This is a genomic window from Tsukamurella sp. 8F, assembly GCF_029167375.1.
Lineage (GTDB): Bacteria > Actinomycetota > Actinomycetes > Mycobacteriales > Mycobacteriaceae > Tsukamurella.
On sequence record NZ_JARFTP010000052.1, the window covers coordinates 1 to 16,517 of the forward strand.

The 16,517-nt window shown below is 67.2% G+C and carries 14 protein-coding genes; 6 read left to right on the top strand and 8 right to left on the bottom strand.

From position 1 onward, the window contains the following. Positions 1-51 precede the first annotated feature (51 nt). Together P0W64_RS21945 and P0W64_RS21950 are read right to left on the bottom strand one after the other, a co-directional pair. A complete protein-coding gene (locus P0W64_RS21945) occupies positions 52-1,224 on the bottom strand; it encodes a beta-ketoacyl synthase N-terminal-like domain-containing protein (RefSeq protein ID WP_275482321.1) in 1,173 nt (390 codons plus the stop codon). A 200-nt stretch (positions 1,225-1,424) separates the two neighbouring features. After that, positions 1,425-3,527 (bottom strand): diguanylate cyclase, encoded by a 2,103-nt coding sequence (locus P0W64_RS21950; RefSeq protein WP_275482322.1) that lies wholly within the window; start codon positions 3,525-3,527, stop codon positions 1,425-1,427. A 226-nt stretch (positions 3,528-3,753) separates the two neighbouring features. On the opposite strand from P0W64_RS21950, the gene P0W64_RS21955 reads away from it, so the two are divergent. Beyond that, positions 3,754-4,635 carry a class I SAM-dependent methyltransferase gene (locus tag P0W64_RS21955; protein ID WP_343232896.1) on the top strand — a complete coding sequence of 294 codons (882 nt, stop codon included), beginning with the start codon at positions 3,754-3,756 and terminating at the stop codon, positions 4,633-4,635. Between the two features lie 48 nt (positions 4,636-4,683). Here P0W64_RS21955 and P0W64_RS21960 read toward each other — a convergent pair whose 3' ends face one another. Beyond that, complete coding sequence (locus P0W64_RS21960; protein ID WP_275482323.1) at positions 4,684-5,256, bottom strand: TetR/AcrR family transcriptional regulator; 573 nt, start codon at positions 5,254-5,256, stop codon at positions 4,684-4,686. A 199-nt stretch (positions 5,257-5,455) separates the two neighbouring features. Between P0W64_RS21960 and P0W64_RS21965 the strand changes: the two genes are divergently transcribed. Then, the gene (locus P0W64_RS21965; RefSeq protein ID WP_275482324.1) at positions 5,456-5,806 is read left to right on the top strand and encodes a VOC family protein; all 351 of its coding nucleotides are present in this window, start codon (positions 5,456-5,458) and stop codon (positions 5,804-5,806) included. Between the two features lie 30 nt (positions 5,807-5,836). Here the strand turns inward: P0W64_RS21965 and P0W64_RS21970 are convergent, their stop codons facing one another. Then, positions 5,837-6,577, bottom strand: coding sequence for a TetR/AcrR family transcriptional regulator (locus tag P0W64_RS21970; protein ID WP_275482325.1), 741 nt, complete (start codon positions 6,575-6,577; stop codon positions 5,837-5,839). A gap of 82 nt (positions 6,578-6,659) precedes the next feature. After that, positions 6,660-7,661 (bottom strand): diiron oxygenase, encoded by a 1,002-nt coding sequence (locus P0W64_RS21975; protein WP_275482326.1) that lies wholly within the window; start codon positions 7,659-7,661, stop codon positions 6,660-6,662. A gap of 152 nt (positions 7,662-7,813) precedes the next feature. Between P0W64_RS21975 and P0W64_RS21980 the strand changes: the two genes are divergently transcribed. Both P0W64_RS21980 and asnB read left to right on the top strand, forming a co-directional pair. Beyond that, a complete protein-coding gene (locus P0W64_RS21980; RefSeq protein WP_275482327.1) occupies positions 7,814-9,082 on the top strand; it encodes an acyl-CoA dehydrogenase family protein in 1,269 nt (422 codons plus the stop codon). A 118-nt stretch (positions 9,083-9,200) separates the two neighbouring features. Then, complete coding sequence (gene asnB / locus P0W64_RS21985) at positions 9,201-11,030, top strand: asparagine synthase (glutamine-hydrolyzing) (RefSeq protein ID WP_275482328.1); 1,830 nt, start codon at positions 9,201-9,203, stop codon at positions 11,028-11,030. Positions 11,031-11,181: 151 nt separating this feature from the next. Here asnB and P0W64_RS21990 read toward each other — a convergent pair whose 3' ends face one another. The 3 genes from P0W64_RS21990 to P0W64_RS22000 are packed head-to-tail and all read right to left on the bottom strand — an operon-like array spanning position 11,182 to position 14,804. Further along, on the bottom strand, positions 11,182-11,931 hold the full coding sequence (locus tag P0W64_RS21990) for a glucose 1-dehydrogenase (RefSeq protein WP_275482329.1): 750 nt from the start codon (positions 11,929-11,931) through the stop codon (positions 11,182-11,184). Continuing rightward, the gene (locus P0W64_RS21995) at positions 11,928-13,568 is read right to left on the bottom strand and encodes an amidohydrolase (protein ID WP_275482330.1); all 1,641 of its coding nucleotides are present in this window, start codon (positions 13,566-13,568) and stop codon (positions 11,928-11,930) included. The genes P0W64_RS21990 and P0W64_RS21995 overlap by 4 nt, the downstream gene beginning before the upstream one ends. A gap of 45 nt (positions 13,569-13,613) precedes the next feature. Beyond that, entirely contained in the window at positions 13,614-14,804 is a 1,191-nt protein-coding gene (locus P0W64_RS22000) for an aromatic amino acid transaminase (RefSeq protein ID WP_275482331.1), read from the bottom strand. Positions 14,805-14,987: 183 nt separating this feature from the next. Between P0W64_RS22000 and P0W64_RS22005 the strand changes: the two genes are divergently transcribed. After that, complete coding sequence (locus P0W64_RS22005; RefSeq protein WP_275482332.1) at positions 14,988-15,467, top strand: Lrp/AsnC family transcriptional regulator; 480 nt, start codon at positions 14,988-14,990, stop codon at positions 15,465-15,467. Positions 15,468-15,516: 49 nt separating this feature from the next. Further along, positions 15,517-16,413, top strand: coding sequence for a LysR family transcriptional regulator (locus tag P0W64_RS22010; RefSeq protein WP_275482333.1), 897 nt, complete (start codon positions 15,517-15,519; stop codon positions 16,411-16,413). The last annotated feature ends 104 nt before the right edge of the window (positions 16,414-16,517 follow it).

Genomic DNA, 16,517 nt, shown 5'->3' on the forward strand with positions numbered 1-16,517 from the left:
GGGGGGGGCCCCCCCCCGCGACCGGTCCGGTTGTGCGGTGGGCGGGGTGGTTCAGCCTCGAGTAGGTGGTGCGAGGACAACCGCCGAGTTGTGGCCGCCCATGCCGAGTGAGGTCTTGAGGGTGAGCCTGTCCGTGACGGGGGTCGGCCCGTCGAGGAGTCGCGGATGAGCGTCGGCGACATGGTGCGGCGCGGGGATGGTGCCGCGGTCATAGGCGAGCGCAGACACGCTGGTCTCCAGAAGGCCGCAGGCCCCGCCTTGGCAGTGACCGACGAGCGGTTTGACGGAGAATATCGCGGGCTGTCCGCCGAGTGTGTCTGTGTGCATGCGGGTTTCGGCTGCATCGCACTGTGAGGTACCGGGGCCGTGCGCGTTGAGGTATCCGATGTCGTCGGGTGTGACATCGGCGTCACGAAGCGCATCCGTGGCGCAGCGCATGATCTGTTCGGCTCCGGGGTCGATGCTCACCGCATGGTACGCATCGTGAGACAACGCGCCGCCGAGCAGTTGTGCGTACGGTTGCGCCGGCCGGCGGGATAGGACCATCGCGACGGCGGCCTCGCCGAACGAGAATCCCCGGCTACCCGTCTGGAAAGGGCGGCAGGCGTCTAGGGGGTCGACGTCGGCGATGGCAGCTCCCAACTGGACGAATTCAGCGAGGATCTCGGGTGTGGCGAGTAGGTCCGTGCCTACGACCACGACGTCGTCCGCCCGGCCTTCGTCGAGCCAGGACCGGGCCTGCAGCAGGGCGTTGCCGCTACTGGCGCACACGGAGGAGATGCTGTTCACCGGCCCGTGCCAACGGTACATACGCATCACCTCCGACAAGGTGGTGGACGGGAGTAGCTGCAGGAAACCTCGGCGGTCACGGCGTGCGCCGGCTCGGGTATACAGGGTGCGCCAGACCTCGGCGTCGCCGATGGCGGTGGCGTTGATCAGCCCGACGACCGGCCCGGGGCGCCAGCCGCGGACCTGTGCATCGGTCACGGCTTCGACGACGGCCGTGCACAACGCCCGGGTGTACAGGTTGCGTCCGTCGTCGGCGAGCATGTCCTCGGATATCCGGGCGAACCAGGCGTCGGAGCCGTCTGGAAGGTAGGCGGGGTGAAGGTGGGCGGCGGGTTTGCCGGACATGAGGCCCTCCCATAGCTGCTCTACGCCGGTGCCGTATCCGGTGACGGCGCCGATTCCCGCGATATTTACTGGTGTGGCTTGTGTGTGCATTTCCGTGCTTCCTCTATCCTTTCCTGCAGTCGAAATCTGCAGGGGCACATCCCGATTCGGATGTGCAGGAATTCAGGAAACCATGAATATGCGACTGGGTCGCCCCGCAGTCCGCACTGCGAATCCGCATACATCTCGCTCGAGTGGCGGAGGTGTTGCCTGGTCGTGAGCGTCTGGATCGGCCCGGAGCGGTGTCGCTGCTACGGCCGCGTCGTGTCGCCCCGCCGGCGCAGTGTGATGACGTGGACCGGCCCTGCGGCGTCGGTGGACGGCCGGGTGTAGTTCTTCGCCTGGTACATGGCGGAATCGGCTTCCCGGAGGATCTCGGCGGCGGTACGCGGCTCACCGGGGGGTAGGACGACGACGCCGATGCTCGCGCTCACCTGATGCAGCTCGCCGTCGTGGTGGACCGGGCGGGTCAGCCGGTCCCAGAGAGCGAGTGCACGCCGCTGGGCGTCGGCGACGCCGGTGACACCGTCCGCGACCAGCGCGACGAACTCGTCGCCACCTATCCGGGCGACGCAGTCGCCGGGAGACGCCCAGGCCAGAGCGCGGCGGCCGGTCTCTGCGAGTACCGCGTCCCCATGATCGTGGCCGAAGTTGTCGTTGACGCGTTTGAACCGGTCCAAGTCGAAGAACATCACCGCGACCGACATCCTCGTCGTGTGCGCGGCGGTGAGAGCGGCGTCCAGGCTCACCTGCAGCAGAGTGCGATTGGCGAGCCCCGTCAGGGGATCGTGGTTCGCGTCGTACCTCGCCTGCTCGGCCGCTGTGTGCGCGGCTGTGACGTCGGCGAACGACACCAGAACCGACGACAGTCGAGGGTTGTCCGGTTCCAGGAGCCGCGCGCTACCGGCGATCCACACCTCCCGGTCGCGACGGTCGATCCGGTACATCAACCCGGTACGCGGAACGCCGGTGCGCAGCACCGAGGTCACCGGATGATCGTCCGCGCCGACCAATTCGCCTTCCCTGTTGTGCAGCCGGATCGATTGGCAGACGAAGGGCTCTGCGAGATCCTGGTCCCGAACCCCTAGGATCCGTCTGGCCGCGAGGTTCGCCTGCACCACCCGCGAGTCGCGGTCGACGACCGCGATGCCCTCATCGAGGGATTCGATGATCGTCTTCAACTCACGTTCGGTGCGACGACGCTCGGCCCGGTCCGACAGGTCTCGTACCGCTACCTGTATCGCGGGGCGTCCGCGCCACTGCGTGCGGACGGCGGTGACCTCGGTCAGAACCGGCGTGCCGTCCAGCTGCAGCAGGGTGGCCTCCATCGCGGGCGCGACGTCGCCCAACGCCTTCAATCCGGCCACGCGCTGCAGAATCGCTGCGATCGAGTCCGGGTGGATGAAGTCGGTGATCGGCCGGCCCAGCATCTGTTGTTCGCTGTCTGCGCCGGCCATGACGACACCTCCCCGGTTCATCCGCACGATCCGGCCGTCCTGATGTACGAACAACGCGCCCAGCGTATGTTCCACGGCCAGCCAGTGATCGACGCTGGTGTCGCGTTCGGTGAGGTCTCGGATCATGACTCGGATGGCGGGGCGTGCCTGCCATTGTGTGCGAACGCCGATGACCTCGCCGAGGAACGTCGTCCCGTCCAGGCGGAACAGCGACATCTCACGCCGAGGTGTGACGTCGCCGACCTCGATCAGCGATTCGTGCCGTCTGCGGGTCTCGGCGACAGCGTCCGGATGTAGGAAGTCGGTGATCGAACGCCCGATCATCTCCCCTTCGGTGGTGGCCCGCACCATGTCGCGCGCAGCCCGGTTCATCCACACGATCCGCCCGTCCTGATGCACCAAGACCCCGCCGTGAATATGCTCCAGGGCCAGCTGGTGATCGATCTCCTCATCGTGTTCGGTCAGGTCCCACACGACCGCCTGCGTCGCGATCCGCCCGTTCTCCCACGGAATACTCACCGCTGCGACCTCCGCATGGAACGGTGAACCGTCCGCCCTCAGCAGCACGATCTCCCGCGGCGGCACGACGCTGCCCATCCGCTTGGCCGTCACCGGCACCCGCACCGCCGCCACCCAGTCCGGATGCGCGAAATCCACGATCGGCCGCCCCAGCAACTCCTTGTCCGACACCACGCCCAGCAGGTCACAGAATGCCGCGTTCGCGTACACGATCCGTCGATCCGTCGGATCCTCCTCCGGTGCCTGATGCACCAGCAGGCACTCGCGCGTGTAGCGCATCAGAAAGCGCGAATCCAGGAGAAGGCGCTGTTCAGCTACCACATCGGGGCGGCCGGCCGCCCCCGCCCAGCGATCTGGCCGTATCACTTCGCCACTCACGGTTCCCCGCCTCCTCCTCCCACCGCACATCGACACCCTTGAAAGGCGGAAACCCAGCAGACCGATCGCAAACTCGGAGTTTGTCAAAGACGATACAACTGTCGGGGTCGCAGAGACACTCTTCCGTCCGTGTGATGCGCAGATGGGTTCCCGCCGTCCACCATCCGGATCGGTCGACGGACGTGTAGTTACTAATTACTAACTAGTAACTAGTAGGGTCGAGGCCATGACGAACGAAGACCTGAGCATCGATAACGTCGGACCGAGTCGAACGGCTCTGGCGACGGCGTATGCGCGCGCATATCACCAGATCGCGGACCAACCACATATCGTCACCGATCCGGTGGTGGCGCGTCTGCTCGGTGTCACGCCAGACGACCTGGCGAACGCTGCCGAACCGACCGAGGATCGCCCCGGCAGCGGGCCGGCGTACAGGCCTCGGCGCCTGTTCTTCGCCGCTCGTGCGCGATTCGCCGAGGACCGGATTGCGGCGGCCGTGGCCACGGGGGTGCGGCAGGTCGTGATCCTGGGCGCTGGGGTGGACACCTTCGCCTACCGCAATCCGCACCGCGGTCTGCGGGTCTTCGAGGTCGACCGACCCGCCACCCAGGCGTGGAAGCGCGTCCGTCTGGAGGTGACAGGGATAGAAACGCCGCCGTCACTGACGTTCGTGCCCGTCGACTTCGAAACCGACCTGTTGGAAACGGAGTTGGCGACTGCGGGATTCAGCCGCTCCGAGCCGGCGGTCTTCGTCTGGCTCGGTGTGGTCTTCTACCTGACGCCAGCGGCGGTACGAACGACGCTGACCTACATCGCCGGACAGGAGAGGCCGAGCGAGGTCGTCGTCGACTACCTGCAACCGGCCGACACCGATGAAGACAGGCAGCAGCTGCAAGAACGTGAGGCGCGCGTGGCCGCAGCCGGCGAACCCTGGTTCAGCTACTTCACCCCGGGCGAGATCGACGCCGAACTGAGGACCCTCGGATTCACGCGGATCGAGGACTACTCCGCTGCGCAACTCATCGACGGCTACACCGGTACGGGGGAGTTTCAGGATCGGACGCCTCATGCGCTGCGGGCAAGCCGGATTCTCCACGCCCGCACCTGACAGTGTGCCTTCGCCACGTCGTTCCCGCGTGACGAAGGCACACGGCGATCAGTGATTCGTCTCGGATGTGATGTGGGCGAACAGTCCGGACCGCACCCGGGTGCGGATACCGTCGGCCCACGGCTCGTCGACTTGTTCGACATCCATTGCAGCCCCGGCGTTCAGCAGGGTTCCGAACGCGAGGAACGCCTTGACGGTCAGCGGTTCGAGACCGGTGCCGCGCTGAGTCGTGTCCCACAGCTGCGCGAAACCCGCTCGCACCGTTTCCCGGACTTCCGGGTCGCCGCATGCGGCGAAGCCTTGAAGTTGCAGTAGCAGCGCGGTCTGATCGGATAGTCGGTCGAAGTACTGGCTGCCCATCGCCGACAGTGCGTCTATGCCGGTCTTCTGCTCGCCCGCGTCGCGCATCGCGTTGCACAGGCTCCCGAACGCCTCTCGGACCAGTTCCAGAAAGAGCGCCTTCTTCGTGCCGAACATGCGGAAGACGTACGCCTGGGTGATGCCGGCTTCTTTTGCAATCGCATCGGTCGATGCCCCGTGCAGCCCGTGTGCCGCGAATTCCCGCGCTGCGATGTCCAGCACTTGGGCACGTCTGGCGGCTCCGCTCATCCGTGCAGTCATGGTCTCGAAATTACCAGTTACCAACTGACAACAGGATGGATGTCAGAATGCCGCCGGCGCGCACGTGCGTATCGGGTACTCCGCTGTCCCGCCCTCGCGGTGCGGGCGACCCGCATTTGAAACCTGGTTGATCGCAACGGTATTGGAACTCCTGTCAAGCAGCTTGTGTGGATGGGACACGGAGACGAGGAGTTCGCAGATGAGTGATTACCAAGTACGTCAGATCGTGCTGTCCGCGGAGGACCTCGACGAGGCCATCGCCTTCTACGAGGGCCTGGGCTTTGCGTTGAAGTTCCGCGACGGTGCGCATTACGCCGCCCTCGACGGCGGGTCGATCACGCTAGCCCTGGCCACGTCGATCGACCACCCGATCCCCGGGAAGCCGGTGGTGGGTATCAAGACCGACGACGTGGACGCCGCCGCGAAGGTGATCGAGGAGTCGGGCGGGGCGATCGTGAAGCCGCCGTATGACGATGCGCACGAGCGCCGCGCAGTGGTCTACGACAGCCAGGGGAACGGCCTGGTGTTCTACAAGCCGCTGGCGCGCTGAGTCACCGGCGTTCAGCGACGCGTGAGATCGTCACGCCGACGGCGGTGCGGTCGCCGTCGGCGCCATAGCGACGACGACGGTGCTGAACTCGGCATCGGGATCGACCTGGAGTCCAGCGCCCCGTGCCGTGCCGTCGAGCACGGACCACGTGATGTCGGTCAGCGTGTCTACGATCTCGTCGCGCGTCCGCGTATGGATCAGCTCCTCACCGCGCACCCAGCTGGTCAGGGTGGACTCGACCATCGCGAACACTACGAACGGGACGTCTGTGAACGGCCCGCTGTCGCGATCGATGATCTCGCCGATAGCTTCGATGGTCGCCTGTCCGCGCACGACGATGCGGTGCCTGAATTCGCCCATCGCGTCGCCGCTCCCGGCGGCATCGTGGTCGGTGGGCCCAGACCGCAGGAGCTCGACCAGGCGCGGATGATCCTCCATCCACTCCGCGGCGGATGCGATGGCACGCCGCAGGATCGACCGCAGGGACCCGGTGGAGATGTCGAGGTCGCGCTCCAGTTCGTCGGCGAAGGTGTCCACGACGTATCCGCGCAAGCTGCGGACGAGGTCGTCCTTGTTCTTGAACTGCCGGTAGACGACCGACTTGGCGAGATCGGCGCGGTTGGCGATGCGCTGCACCGAGATCGGTGCGCCGGGGCGCGACTGTTCGACGAGTCCGGCTGCCGCGGAGAGGATCAACTCCCGCCGCTGCGAGTTGTGGGCGCGCCACCGTTCCTCGTAGCCCGTGCGCGGGCCGTCCGTCGGCGTGGCCATGTAAGACGATGCTACTCGTGCGCGAACCCGCGCAGACGCCGTACGCGACGCCGTTCCGGCGGGCAGCGGCCGAACCGCTCCCTCAGGCGGCGTACTGAGCCGGGCGCGTCGGCTCACCACGGTAACGCGCCGTGTGGCCGTCGATCCGCAGGCGCCTCCAGAAGAATCGCCCGGTGGCTGTCATCAGGCCCAGGTCGGATGCGAGCGCCCGCACCTCGGCGAAGTAGTCGTCGAGCAGAGCTCTGGCGGTCGGGCCGCGCCAGAAGGCCTCCTGCATGACCTCATCGGGTATGTCGAACGTCTCCGCGAATTCCCGGGGCGGCGTGAAGATCTCGCCGACCAACCAGCGCATGGCCAAAGGGAACGCGATGGCGCAGATCCGCCGCTGCCGCTTGTTCATCCGCTTCAGGTGCGCGTGCAGGAACTCGTGCGCGAACGTGATGTGCCGCGCCTCTTCCGCGACGTGGATCTGCATGGTCCGTAGTACCAGCGGCGGCACCTGTCCGCCGTGCCGCATGATCGCCTTCTGGTAGTGGTCGATGGGCTCCTCGCCACCCAGGATCCCCATGAACAGGATGACGTGGGCGTAACCACCCAGGACGCCGATCATCGGAGACATCCGCCGGAAGCGGGGGCGCATCCCCGGCACATCGACGTCGATCCGGTTGACCAGCTCCTGGAACATCTGGATGTGGTTGCACTCCTCGGTCATCTCGTGGAGGGCGTACCGGAACTCCGGAGACTTGTTGGGGAGCTTCATGACGTACTGCATCATGCCGCGGATCAGGATGCTCTCGAATGCGGACCCGACCTTGATCGTGTTGGCGATCCGCCACTTCCCGATCGCGATCTGGCGCTCGAGGGGCTGGTCCCGGTACCACTGGGTCGCGCCGAGCGAGTCCAGCGTCGGAGGTAGCACCCAGCGGGGATCGTTCGGATCGAGTGCGAGTTCGGGTGCGTCCCATGCGATATCCACGTACGGGTCGAATCGCTTGTGCACCGATCCCTCGGATAGATCGGCGAGGGTGTCCGCGTAGCCGCGGTCGGGTGCGCTGCGCCGCACGGCGCCAAAGACGTCCGCCATCGTCATCTCCTCGTGTTACCGCGGTGTGTTGCCGCCGTCACATCTCTAGACATCTGCGAATTTACCAGGACTCGACGTCCCAGTAAACAAGCATACGTCGTACTCTGTGCTCGGCGGTGACGGCCGCCACATCGAGCCCGTGGAGGTTGTGCATGATCGAATGGTCCGAGTCCGATATCGCAATGCGCGATGCAGTACGCGGGTGGATCGACAAGGAGGTCCGGCCGAATATCGACCGCCTCGAGTCCGGCGAACTGCCGCCCTACGACCTGATCAGAAAGATGTTCGCGGACTTCGGTATCGACGCGATGGCATCGGAGGCCGTCCAGAAGAGGCTTGCCAAGGAACGGCGACGCCACGAGCACCCCGAGCCCGCGGGCGAGTCGGGCACGAAGCGTGAGAAGAAGGGCGGCGGACTGGACGGCATCGACTCGATGGCCGCGGTCCTGGTGAGTGAGTTCGCGGGTGTCACGCTCGGGACGGTCGCATCGGTGGGCGTATCCCTCGGGCTCGGCGCGGCGACCATCGCGTCCAAGGGAACGCTCGAGCAGAAGGAGCGCTGGCTACCGAAGCTGATCACGTGCGAGCACATCGCCTCGTGGGCGATCACCGAGCCGGACTCGGGCTCGGACGCGTTCGGAGGCATGCGGACGACGGTGCGTCGTGACGGCGACGGGTTCATCCTCAAGGGGCAGAAGACGTTCATCACGAACGGCCCCCACGCCGACGTGATAGTCGTGTACGCCAAACTCGACGAGGGCGACGGGACGCCGATCAGGGACCGTCAGGTGCTGACGTTCGTCCTGGACAAGGGCATGGACGGCCTGCGACAGGGCCCGGCATTCAAGAAGATGGGCATGATGTCCTCTCCGACCGGCGAGCTGTTCTTCGATGACGTGCGGGTCGGGATGGATCGCCTTCTCGGCGGGCCTGAGGCTCTGGATCGGTCGAGCAGGACCGGTGACGGCCGCGAGAGCGCACGGTCGAGCTTCGTGATGGAGCGTGTCGGCTGCGCGATCCTGGCGCTAGGCATCATCAACGAGTGCCATCGCCTGTGCATCGACTACGCGAAGAACCGCAGGCTCTGGGGCCGCCCGATCGCGGAGTTCCAGCTGGTCCAACTGAAGCTGGCCAAGATGGAGGTCGCGCGCCTCAACACCCAGAACATGGTGTTCTCTGCGCTCGAGCATCTCCGCGCCGGGAAGCTACCCACCCTCGCCGAAGCGTCGGCTATGAAGCTGTACTCGACAGAGGCGTCGACGGATGTGGCGATGGAGGCGGTGCAACTGTTCGGCGGTAACGGGTACATGACGGAGTATCGCGTGGAACAGCTTGCGCGCGACGCGAAGTCGCTCATGATCTACGCCGGGAGTAACGAGATCCAGGTGACGCATGTGGCGAAGGGGCTGCTCGCGGAGTAGGGGCGGTCCAGCGGGTCCGGTATGCGCGCCGGGCCCGTTTCGCGAATATAGACAGCACATCTAACCAGTTGCTACGGTGCCAAAAGCAAATAGCTGTAGTAGATGGAGAGGTGTAGCCATGTGCGGAATCGCCGGTTGGGTGTCGTTCGATCGCGACCTGCGAAGCGAGGGGAGCATCGTCGATGCCATGACCGGAACCATGGAGTGCCGGGGCCCCGACGCGCGTGGTACGTGGTTGCGGGAACACGCGGCGCTCGGGCATCGCCGGCTCGCCATCGTCGACCTCCCGGGCGGCAAGCAGCCCATGACGTCCGCGCACGCTCCCGTCGGGCTCACGTATTCGGGCGAGGCATACAACTTCACGGAGCTACGCCGTGAACTAGAGGGCCTAGGGCATCGGTTCGCGACCGACTCCGACACGGAGGTGGTGCTCGAGGGGTACCTGGAGTGGGGGATCGGGGTCGCGGACCGCCTGAACGGTATGGCGGCCTTCGCGATCTGGGACGAGCGGGAACAGCGGCTGCACCTCGTGCGCGACCGTATGGGGATCAAGCCGCTGTACTTCTACCCGACCCCCGACGGCGTGCTTTTCGGTTCGGAACCCAAGGCGATCCTTGCGAATCCGCTGGCTCGTCGGGTCGTCACCGAGGACGGCCTGCGGGAGTTGTTCGGTTTCGTCAAGACGCCCGGCGCGGCGGTGTGGGATGGGATGTACGAGGTCGAGCCCGGCACCGTCGTCACCGTGGACCGGACGGGATTGCGCACACACCGTTACTGGGAGCTCACGACCGAGGAGCATCCAGACGACGTGGACGCCACCGTCGGACGCGTGCGAGAGCTGTTGGACGACATCGTGACCCGGCAACTCGTCGCGGATGTTCCGCGGTGCATGCTGCTCTCCGGGGGGTTGGACTCGTCGGCCCTGACCGCCCTGGCCGCCCAGCAGCTGGGCGCGGTCGGCGAGACCGTCCGCTCGTTCGCCGTCGATTTCCTCGGGCAGGCGGAGAACTTCGTCGCCGATGATCTGCGGGGCACGCCGGACACCCCATACGTCCACGACGTCGCGGCGCACAGCCGCACGGAACACCGGGACATCATCCTGGACCCGGCACAGCTGTCCGATCCGGCGGTGCGCGCCGCCGTCGTCCGCGCTCGCGACCTGCCGGCCGGGCTGGGCGACATGGACGGCTCCCTTTACCTGCTGTTCAAGGCGATTCGAGAGCACTCGACGGTCGCGCTGTCGGGGGAGTCCGCCGACGAGGTGTTCGGGGGGTACAAGCAGTTCTTCGACCCGATCGCGCGCACTGCCGACACGTACCCCTGGCTGGCCAACACCGCGATGGGCGGTCCCCACATGCGCGCCGACGAGGCGCTACGGCCCGGGCTGCGGGCGCATCTCGATCTCGAGGGCTTCCAACGCGCGAGCTTCGCGGCCGCGGCCCGCGAGGTGCAGCACCTGCCGGGCGAGTCCGAGACCGAGCGCCAGATGCGCCGCATGTCCTACCTGCATCTCACACGCTTCGTGCGGATTCTGTTGGATCGCAAGGACCGTGCAAGCATGGCCGTGGGGTTGGAGGTCCGCGTGCCCTTCTGCGATCACCGGCTCGTCGAGTACGTGTACAACGCGCCGTGGGAGCAGAAGAACTTCGACGGCCGCGAGAAGTCGCTGTTGCGCGCGGCCACGAAAGATGTTCTACCGCAGTCGGTCGTCGACCGCGTCAAGTCGCCGTACCCGTCGACGCAGGATCTGGGTTACGTCCGCCGGCTGCAATCGCTCGCGGCGGATGTCGCGGCGTCGCCGGACCACTCGGTGTTCGAGATCGTCGACAGGGACTGGCTGGCGGCGCAGGCCCGGCTCGATCCCGCGGACGTCACACGCGCCGGCCTGGAGCGGGCCCTCGACCTGCATACGTGGATAGACATCTACAACCCGACGGTGAAGGCGTGACCGGGGGACCGGCGGCCGATACGGACCCGGACATGGACGAGGCCGGTAGTGCCTGTAACTGCACTCCGGCCTCTAGTCGAGCGGGCAAGTTACAGGCCCGCACTGAACATGATGAGAAGTGTACCAGTACCGGCCCGATCGAACGAATCGTTCACTGCGCGGTGTAGCCGCCGTCGACGGGGATCGATACGCCCGTGAGGTAGGAGGCCTCCGTCGAAGCGAGATACGAGACGGCGGAGGCGGTGTCGGCGACGGTGCCGAGCCTGCCCAGCGGGATGGCGGAGACCACGCCGTCGAGCGCGGCGGTCGGGTCGGGCTGGTCCGCGAGCCATGAATCGATGAGCGGTGTGCGGGTCATACCGGGTGCGACGGCGTTGACGCGGATATTGTGCGGTGCGAGTTCCACTGCGGCGCCGCGGGTGTACGCCAGTAGCGCGCCCTTAGACGCGGTGTATGCAGTCAGCGTCGCGACGCCCACACTCGCGAGCCGAGACAACATGTTGATGACCGCGCCGTCCTCCCGGGGAATCATCACGCGCGCCGCCGCGGCCGTCATCGACATTGCCGCAAGGGTGTTCACCGCGAACACGTCGGCGATCTCCTCCGGCGGGGTGTCGACGATGAGTCCCGCGTGGCGGCGCCCGGCGTTGTTGACGAGGACGTCCAGCCTTCCGAATCGTTCGATGACCCGACCCACGACGTCGTCGGGTGCGCCGGGTCGCGTGATGTCCGCGCGGATCTGGAAGACGCCGTCCACGGCGTCCAGCCCGTCCGCGGCGGGGGAGTCCGCGGATCGCCCGACGACCGCGACGTCGAGTCCGTCCTTGACCAGACGCTGGGCGATCGACGCACCGATACCCGAGGTGCCGCCGGTGACCAGGGCTACTCGATTCGTATTCATGACGGCAATTCCTCACTGCGATAGGTGAATTCACCGCCGACTGCGGTGGCGAGGATCGGTATGGCGTGGATGTCGGAGGGCGGGACCTCGGCGGGGTGGGCATCGAGGAACACCATGTCCGCGAGTTGTCCCGGCACGAGCCTTCCGCGTCGATCGGCCTGACCGGTGACCTCGGCGGTGCCGAGGGTGGCGGCGCGCACGGCCTCGGCGGGGGTGATCCGCTCGGCAGGCCCGTAGGGCAGCCCGTCCTCGGTGAGCCGCTCGACGAACGATTGGATGGACGCGAGCGGAGCGCCGGGTGCGACGGGGCGGTCGGAGCTGTGGCCCAGCGGGAGCCCGGCGTCGAGTAGCGTCCGTGCGCGGACCGACCAGGGGACGCGCGACTCGCCGAGGGCCCGGCGCATACCCTCTCCGAAAGCGCGGATGAAGCCGGGTTGCACGACGCACGCGATTCCGAGCTCCGCCAGTCTGGCGAGCTGGTCCGGCCGCACAGCGATCCCGTGCTCGACGCGGTTCGGCACACGTCGGGAACCGTGCTTGCGCACGGCCTCCTCCAGCGTGTCGAGCGCCAGGTCGAGCGCGGCGTCTCCGACCGCATGCAGAGCCAGGGACCAGCCGCCGGCATAGGCCGCGATCATGCGTTCCCGCATGACATCCGGGTCCTCCTGCAGGTATCCGTGGTGGCCGGGGCAGCCGTCGTAGTGGTCGGTGAGCTGCGCCGTACGCCCGAGGATCGAGCCGTCGGTGAACACCTTGGTCGGCCCGAACATCAGCCGGTCGTCTCCCCACCCGGTGCGGACGCCCGTCCCCAGGCCGCGCCGCACGGGTTCGTCGGCGTGTCCCTCGAGTAGGGGGAGGGCGTCGATGACCGGCATGACCTGCATGCGCGTCCGCAGGGCCCCGTGCTCCAGGGCGTTCTGGTACGCGGCGACTTCGCCGGGTGCGTGGCCGATCCACCCGGCGGCGACACCGCAATCCGTCACGGCGGTGAGCCCTTCCCGGGCGTAGGCGGCGGTCGCGAGATCCAGGGCCTGCTCGATCATCGCCAGCGGATAGGGGAGCAGGACATCACGGACGAGGGACATCGCGCGCTCCTCGAGCACGCCGGTCGCATGCCCGGCGTCGTCGACCACGATGCGCCCGCCGTCGAAGGATTGTCCCGCACGCGACAACGCCCCCGTGCGAGTCAGCCCGGCGGTGCTGAGCTGGCACGAGTGCCCGGAGGCGTGCTTGATCCACACCGGCCGTCCGCCCGATGCGCGGTCGAGCTGATCCGGATCGGGGTTCTGTCCCTGTAGGAGAACGGGATTGAACCCGGACGCGACGATCCACTCGTCGCCGTCCGTACTTGCCGCGCGGTCGCCGATGATGCGGTATATCTCGTCGAGGCTGCGCACAGCCGACAGGTCGGCCTCCATCAGGGTCATCCCGAACCACACGCTGTGCGCATGCGCGTCGGCGAACCCGGGCAGCACGACTCGGCCCCGCGCGTCCAGGGTCTCCTGGGCGCGCAGGCCGTCGACGTCCGCACCTACCGCGACGATGCGCCCGTGCAGCACCGCCAGCGCATCCGACGACGGTGCCCCGGTATCGCCCGGGTAGATCCGCGCGTTGCGGACGATCAGGTCGACCTGCATCTGAATCTCCTTGCTGCGCTGCGCGGCTGCGCTGTCTGCCCGACGCTACAGCAGTGTGCGCGACGGCGAGGAGGCGACGACCTCGCCGATCGCGGCGGCAACGCGGGGGATCCGGTCGCTCGTGAGTCCGGCGAGGTTGATCCTGCCGGAGGGCACGCCGTAGATCGCGTGGTCGATCCGCAGCCGTTCCATCTGGTCCGCATCGAGCGGAAGCCGGAGGAACATGCCCCGTTGCTGTCCGAGCTGGGGGAGAGCGGGAACCGTTGTGGTCGCGAGGAGTTCGGCGACGAGTTCGGCGCGGAGCAGCGTCAGGCGCTGCCGCATCTCTTCGAGCTCGACACGCCAGTCGGCGCGCAGGGTCTCGTCGCCCAGGATCTCCGCTACGACCCTGGCGCCGTGCGACGGGGCCTGCGAGTACGCCGCGCGGGCGACGACCTCGAGAACGCCCCGGACGTATTCTCCGCGAGCGGGATTCGAGCTGAGCACGATCGCGCAACCGGTGCGCTCGCTGTACAGCCCCCACGCTTTCGAAGCACTCACCGCGATGGCGGCCTCCGGCACGATCTCGAGCATTGCGCGCATGCCTTCGAGGTCCTCGTCGACGCCGTCGCCGAGGCCGAAGTAGGCCTGGTCGATGAACGGAACCACTCCGCGTTCGGCCATGATGTGCGCCAACTCGATCCATGTCTCCAGCGGCATGCCCAGCCCTGTCGGGTTGTGGCAGCACCCCTGCAGCAGTAGGACGTCGCCGGGCGCCGCGGTGCGGGCCACGTCGAGGGCGGCCGCGGCGTCGAGACGACCGTCCTGCTCCAGTGGATACTCGCTGACCCGCAGGCCCGCGGCCCGCAGTACGGCGGGGTGGTTGACGTAGGCGGGCGTGCCCAGGTGCACAGTACGGCCCGGCCCGGTGACGGCGAGGAGGTCGGAGATGAGGCGCAGTGCGCCGGTTCCTCCGACTGCCTGGATCGACGTGGCGCGACCGATGAGCGCGGGATCGCCCAGGATCAGGTCGCAGATCCCGGCGTTGAACTCGAGGTTCCCGGCGGGGCTGGTGTACTCCTTGCTCGGCGCGCGCTCTGCCAGCCGCGCCTCTGCGATCGAGACGGCGCGCTGGACGGGGCAGACGCCCTGCTCGTCGCGGTAGACGCCGATCACGAGGTTGAGCGGGTCCGGACGCGTGTCCGCGGCCCACGCCTCGGACAGGCGCCACAGCGGGTCGAGTTGGAGGGAAGGCATAGACAGCAACATCTTTGGCCTCCTTTACGGAGATTGGGTCGCCGATGACCAGGTGGATATGAAGGGATGGCCGACGGCCTACCCAGAGAGTAGATGCGTTGAACGCACGACGCAATCGTGAATCTGGGCGGGTGCGTCGCGATCCTGCCAATCTGGCGACACTTTTGGCATATCCTGCTAAGTATGACGCTAGATGCGATAGATCAGGCGATCCTGCGAGAGCTGCAGCGAGACGGACGGATCACGAACCAGGAGCTTGCGGATCGGGTGGAGCTATCACCGTCGCCGTGTCTGCGGCGTGTGCGACGGCTCGAGGAGGAGGGATTCATCGCCGGCTATGCCGCGATAGTCGACCAGGCGAGCGTCGGGCTGGCGATCACGGCATTCGTGCGGATCAGACTGGAGAAACACGACGTAGAGGCCTTGGCGGAGGTCGAAGCCACGATCCTGACCCTGCCCAACGTGGTCGAGGCCTACCTGCTCGCCGGCGACGAGGACTACCTCCTCAAGGTAGCCACGCCCTCGTTCGAGAACTACGAGACGTTCCTGCGGGATCAGCTACGCCGCATCCCGAACCTCGCGTCGGTGCATTCGACGTTCGCCTACCGGGCGGTCAAGGCCTTGTCCCCGCTACCGCTCGATGAGGCCGGTGATCCCACGTGACGCAAGAAGATTGCGCAGAATTCCTGAGTGTGATGGGAGGAGATCCGGCGTGTTGGACCTCCATAGGCTGATACTGCTACGCGAAGTAAGGGCCCGCGGCAGCATGTCGGCGGCTGCGCGCGAGCTGAACTACAGCCACTCGGCGATCTCACAGCAACTCGCGCTGCTGGAGCGCGAAGTGGGCGTGGCACTACTCGAGCGGGTGGGACGCGCCGTCAAGCTCACGCCCGCGGGCGAGGACCTGGTGCGCAACACCGAGGTGATCCTGGCAGCGGTCGAACGGGCCGAGTCCGACCTCGCGCTAGCGCACGAGCGGCCGCAGGGTGTGGTCACCGTCGCAGTGTTCGCGACGATCGCGCGGTCGGTGATGCCTGCCGTGCTCGCCGATCTCGCCGAGCGGCTACCCGCCCTGGACGTCCGGTTGCGGCTGTGTGATCCCGACGACGCCGTGGCGCGGCTCGTGGCGCGCAAGGTCGACGCCGTCATCACCGACGCGTTCCCGGGGACGCCGGGGCCGGCGGGCGTTCCCGGCCCCGGCGGTGGGATCCACTCCACGCTTCTGGGGGCGGATCCGGTGCGCGGGTATCTTCCACCCGGCGTAGACGGGGCGCGCGGCGACCTGCACGGCGTGCCATGGGTGATGGAGCCGCGGGAGACCGCGTCGGCCCAGTGGGCGATGCGGGTATGCCGCGAGCGCGGGTTCGAGCCCCACGTCGTGCACGAGTCGTCCGACGTTCTGTTTCACCTGCGGCTCGTGGAGCGCGGGCTCGCCGCCGCGTTTCTGCCGGACATGGTGGTGCGCGAGGCGGGCACGGCCCTCGTGCCCAGTTCCGAGCTCCCGTCGGACCAGGAGCGCGGCATAGTCTTCCTGTCACGCGCGGGCGCCGAGGAGAGACCGGCGCTGGTCGCTGTGCGAGAGGCGGTGCGCGCAAGACTTGTCAGTTGATCTGACAGGTGAGTGTTGTATTTCGTCGCTTTTCCCGACCGGTCGGCATCCGTAGCGTGTGCAGCAGAGCGGGGCCTCGCGGCCCCCCCGCGGCCGCCCCCCCC

Excerpts from the sequence above, each read along its gene's own strand:
- P0W64_RS21975 (WP_275482326.1), bottom strand. The coding sequence starts at position 7,661 with ATGGCGGACGTCTTTGGCGCCGTGCGGCGCAGCGCACCCGACCGCGGC.
- P0W64_RS21945 (WP_275482321.1), bottom strand. The coding sequence starts at position 1,224 with ATGCACACACAAGCCACACCAGTAAATATCGCGGGAATCGGCGCCGTC.
- asnB (WP_275482328.1), top strand. The coding sequence starts at position 9,201 with ATGTGCGGAATCGCCGGTTGGGTGTCGTTCGATCGCGACCTGCGAAGC.
- P0W64_RS21995 (WP_275482330.1), bottom strand. The coding sequence starts at position 13,568 with ATGCAGGTCGACCTGATCGTCCGCAACGCGCGGATCTACCCGGGCGAT.
- P0W64_RS22000 (WP_275482331.1), bottom strand. The coding sequence starts at position 14,804 with ATGCCTTCCCTCCAACTCGACCCGCTGTGGCGCCTGTCCGAGGCGTGG.
- P0W64_RS21955 (WP_343232896.1), top strand. The coding sequence starts at position 3,754 with ATGACGAACGAAGACCTGAGCATCGATAACGTCGGACCGAGTCGAACG.
- P0W64_RS21990 (WP_275482329.1), bottom strand. The coding sequence starts at position 11,931 with ATGAATACGAATCGAGTAGCCCTGGTCACCGGCGGCACCTCGGGTATC.
- P0W64_RS21960 (WP_275482323.1), bottom strand. The coding sequence starts at position 5,256 with ATGACTGCACGGATGAGCGGAGCCGCCAGACGTGCCCAAGTGCTGGAC.
- P0W64_RS21965 (WP_275482324.1), top strand. The coding sequence starts at position 5,456 with ATGAGTGATTACCAAGTACGTCAGATCGTGCTGTCCGCGGAGGACCTC.
- P0W64_RS22005 (WP_275482332.1), top strand. The coding sequence starts at position 14,988 with ATGACGCTAGATGCGATAGATCAGGCGATCCTGCGAGAGCTGCAGCGA.
- P0W64_RS21980 (WP_275482327.1), top strand. The coding sequence starts at position 7,814 with ATGATCGAATGGTCCGAGTCCGATATCGCAATGCGCGATGCAGTACGC.
- P0W64_RS21970 (WP_275482325.1), bottom strand. The coding sequence starts at position 6,577 with ATGGCCACGCCGACGGACGGCCCGCGCACGGGCTACGAGGAACGGTGG.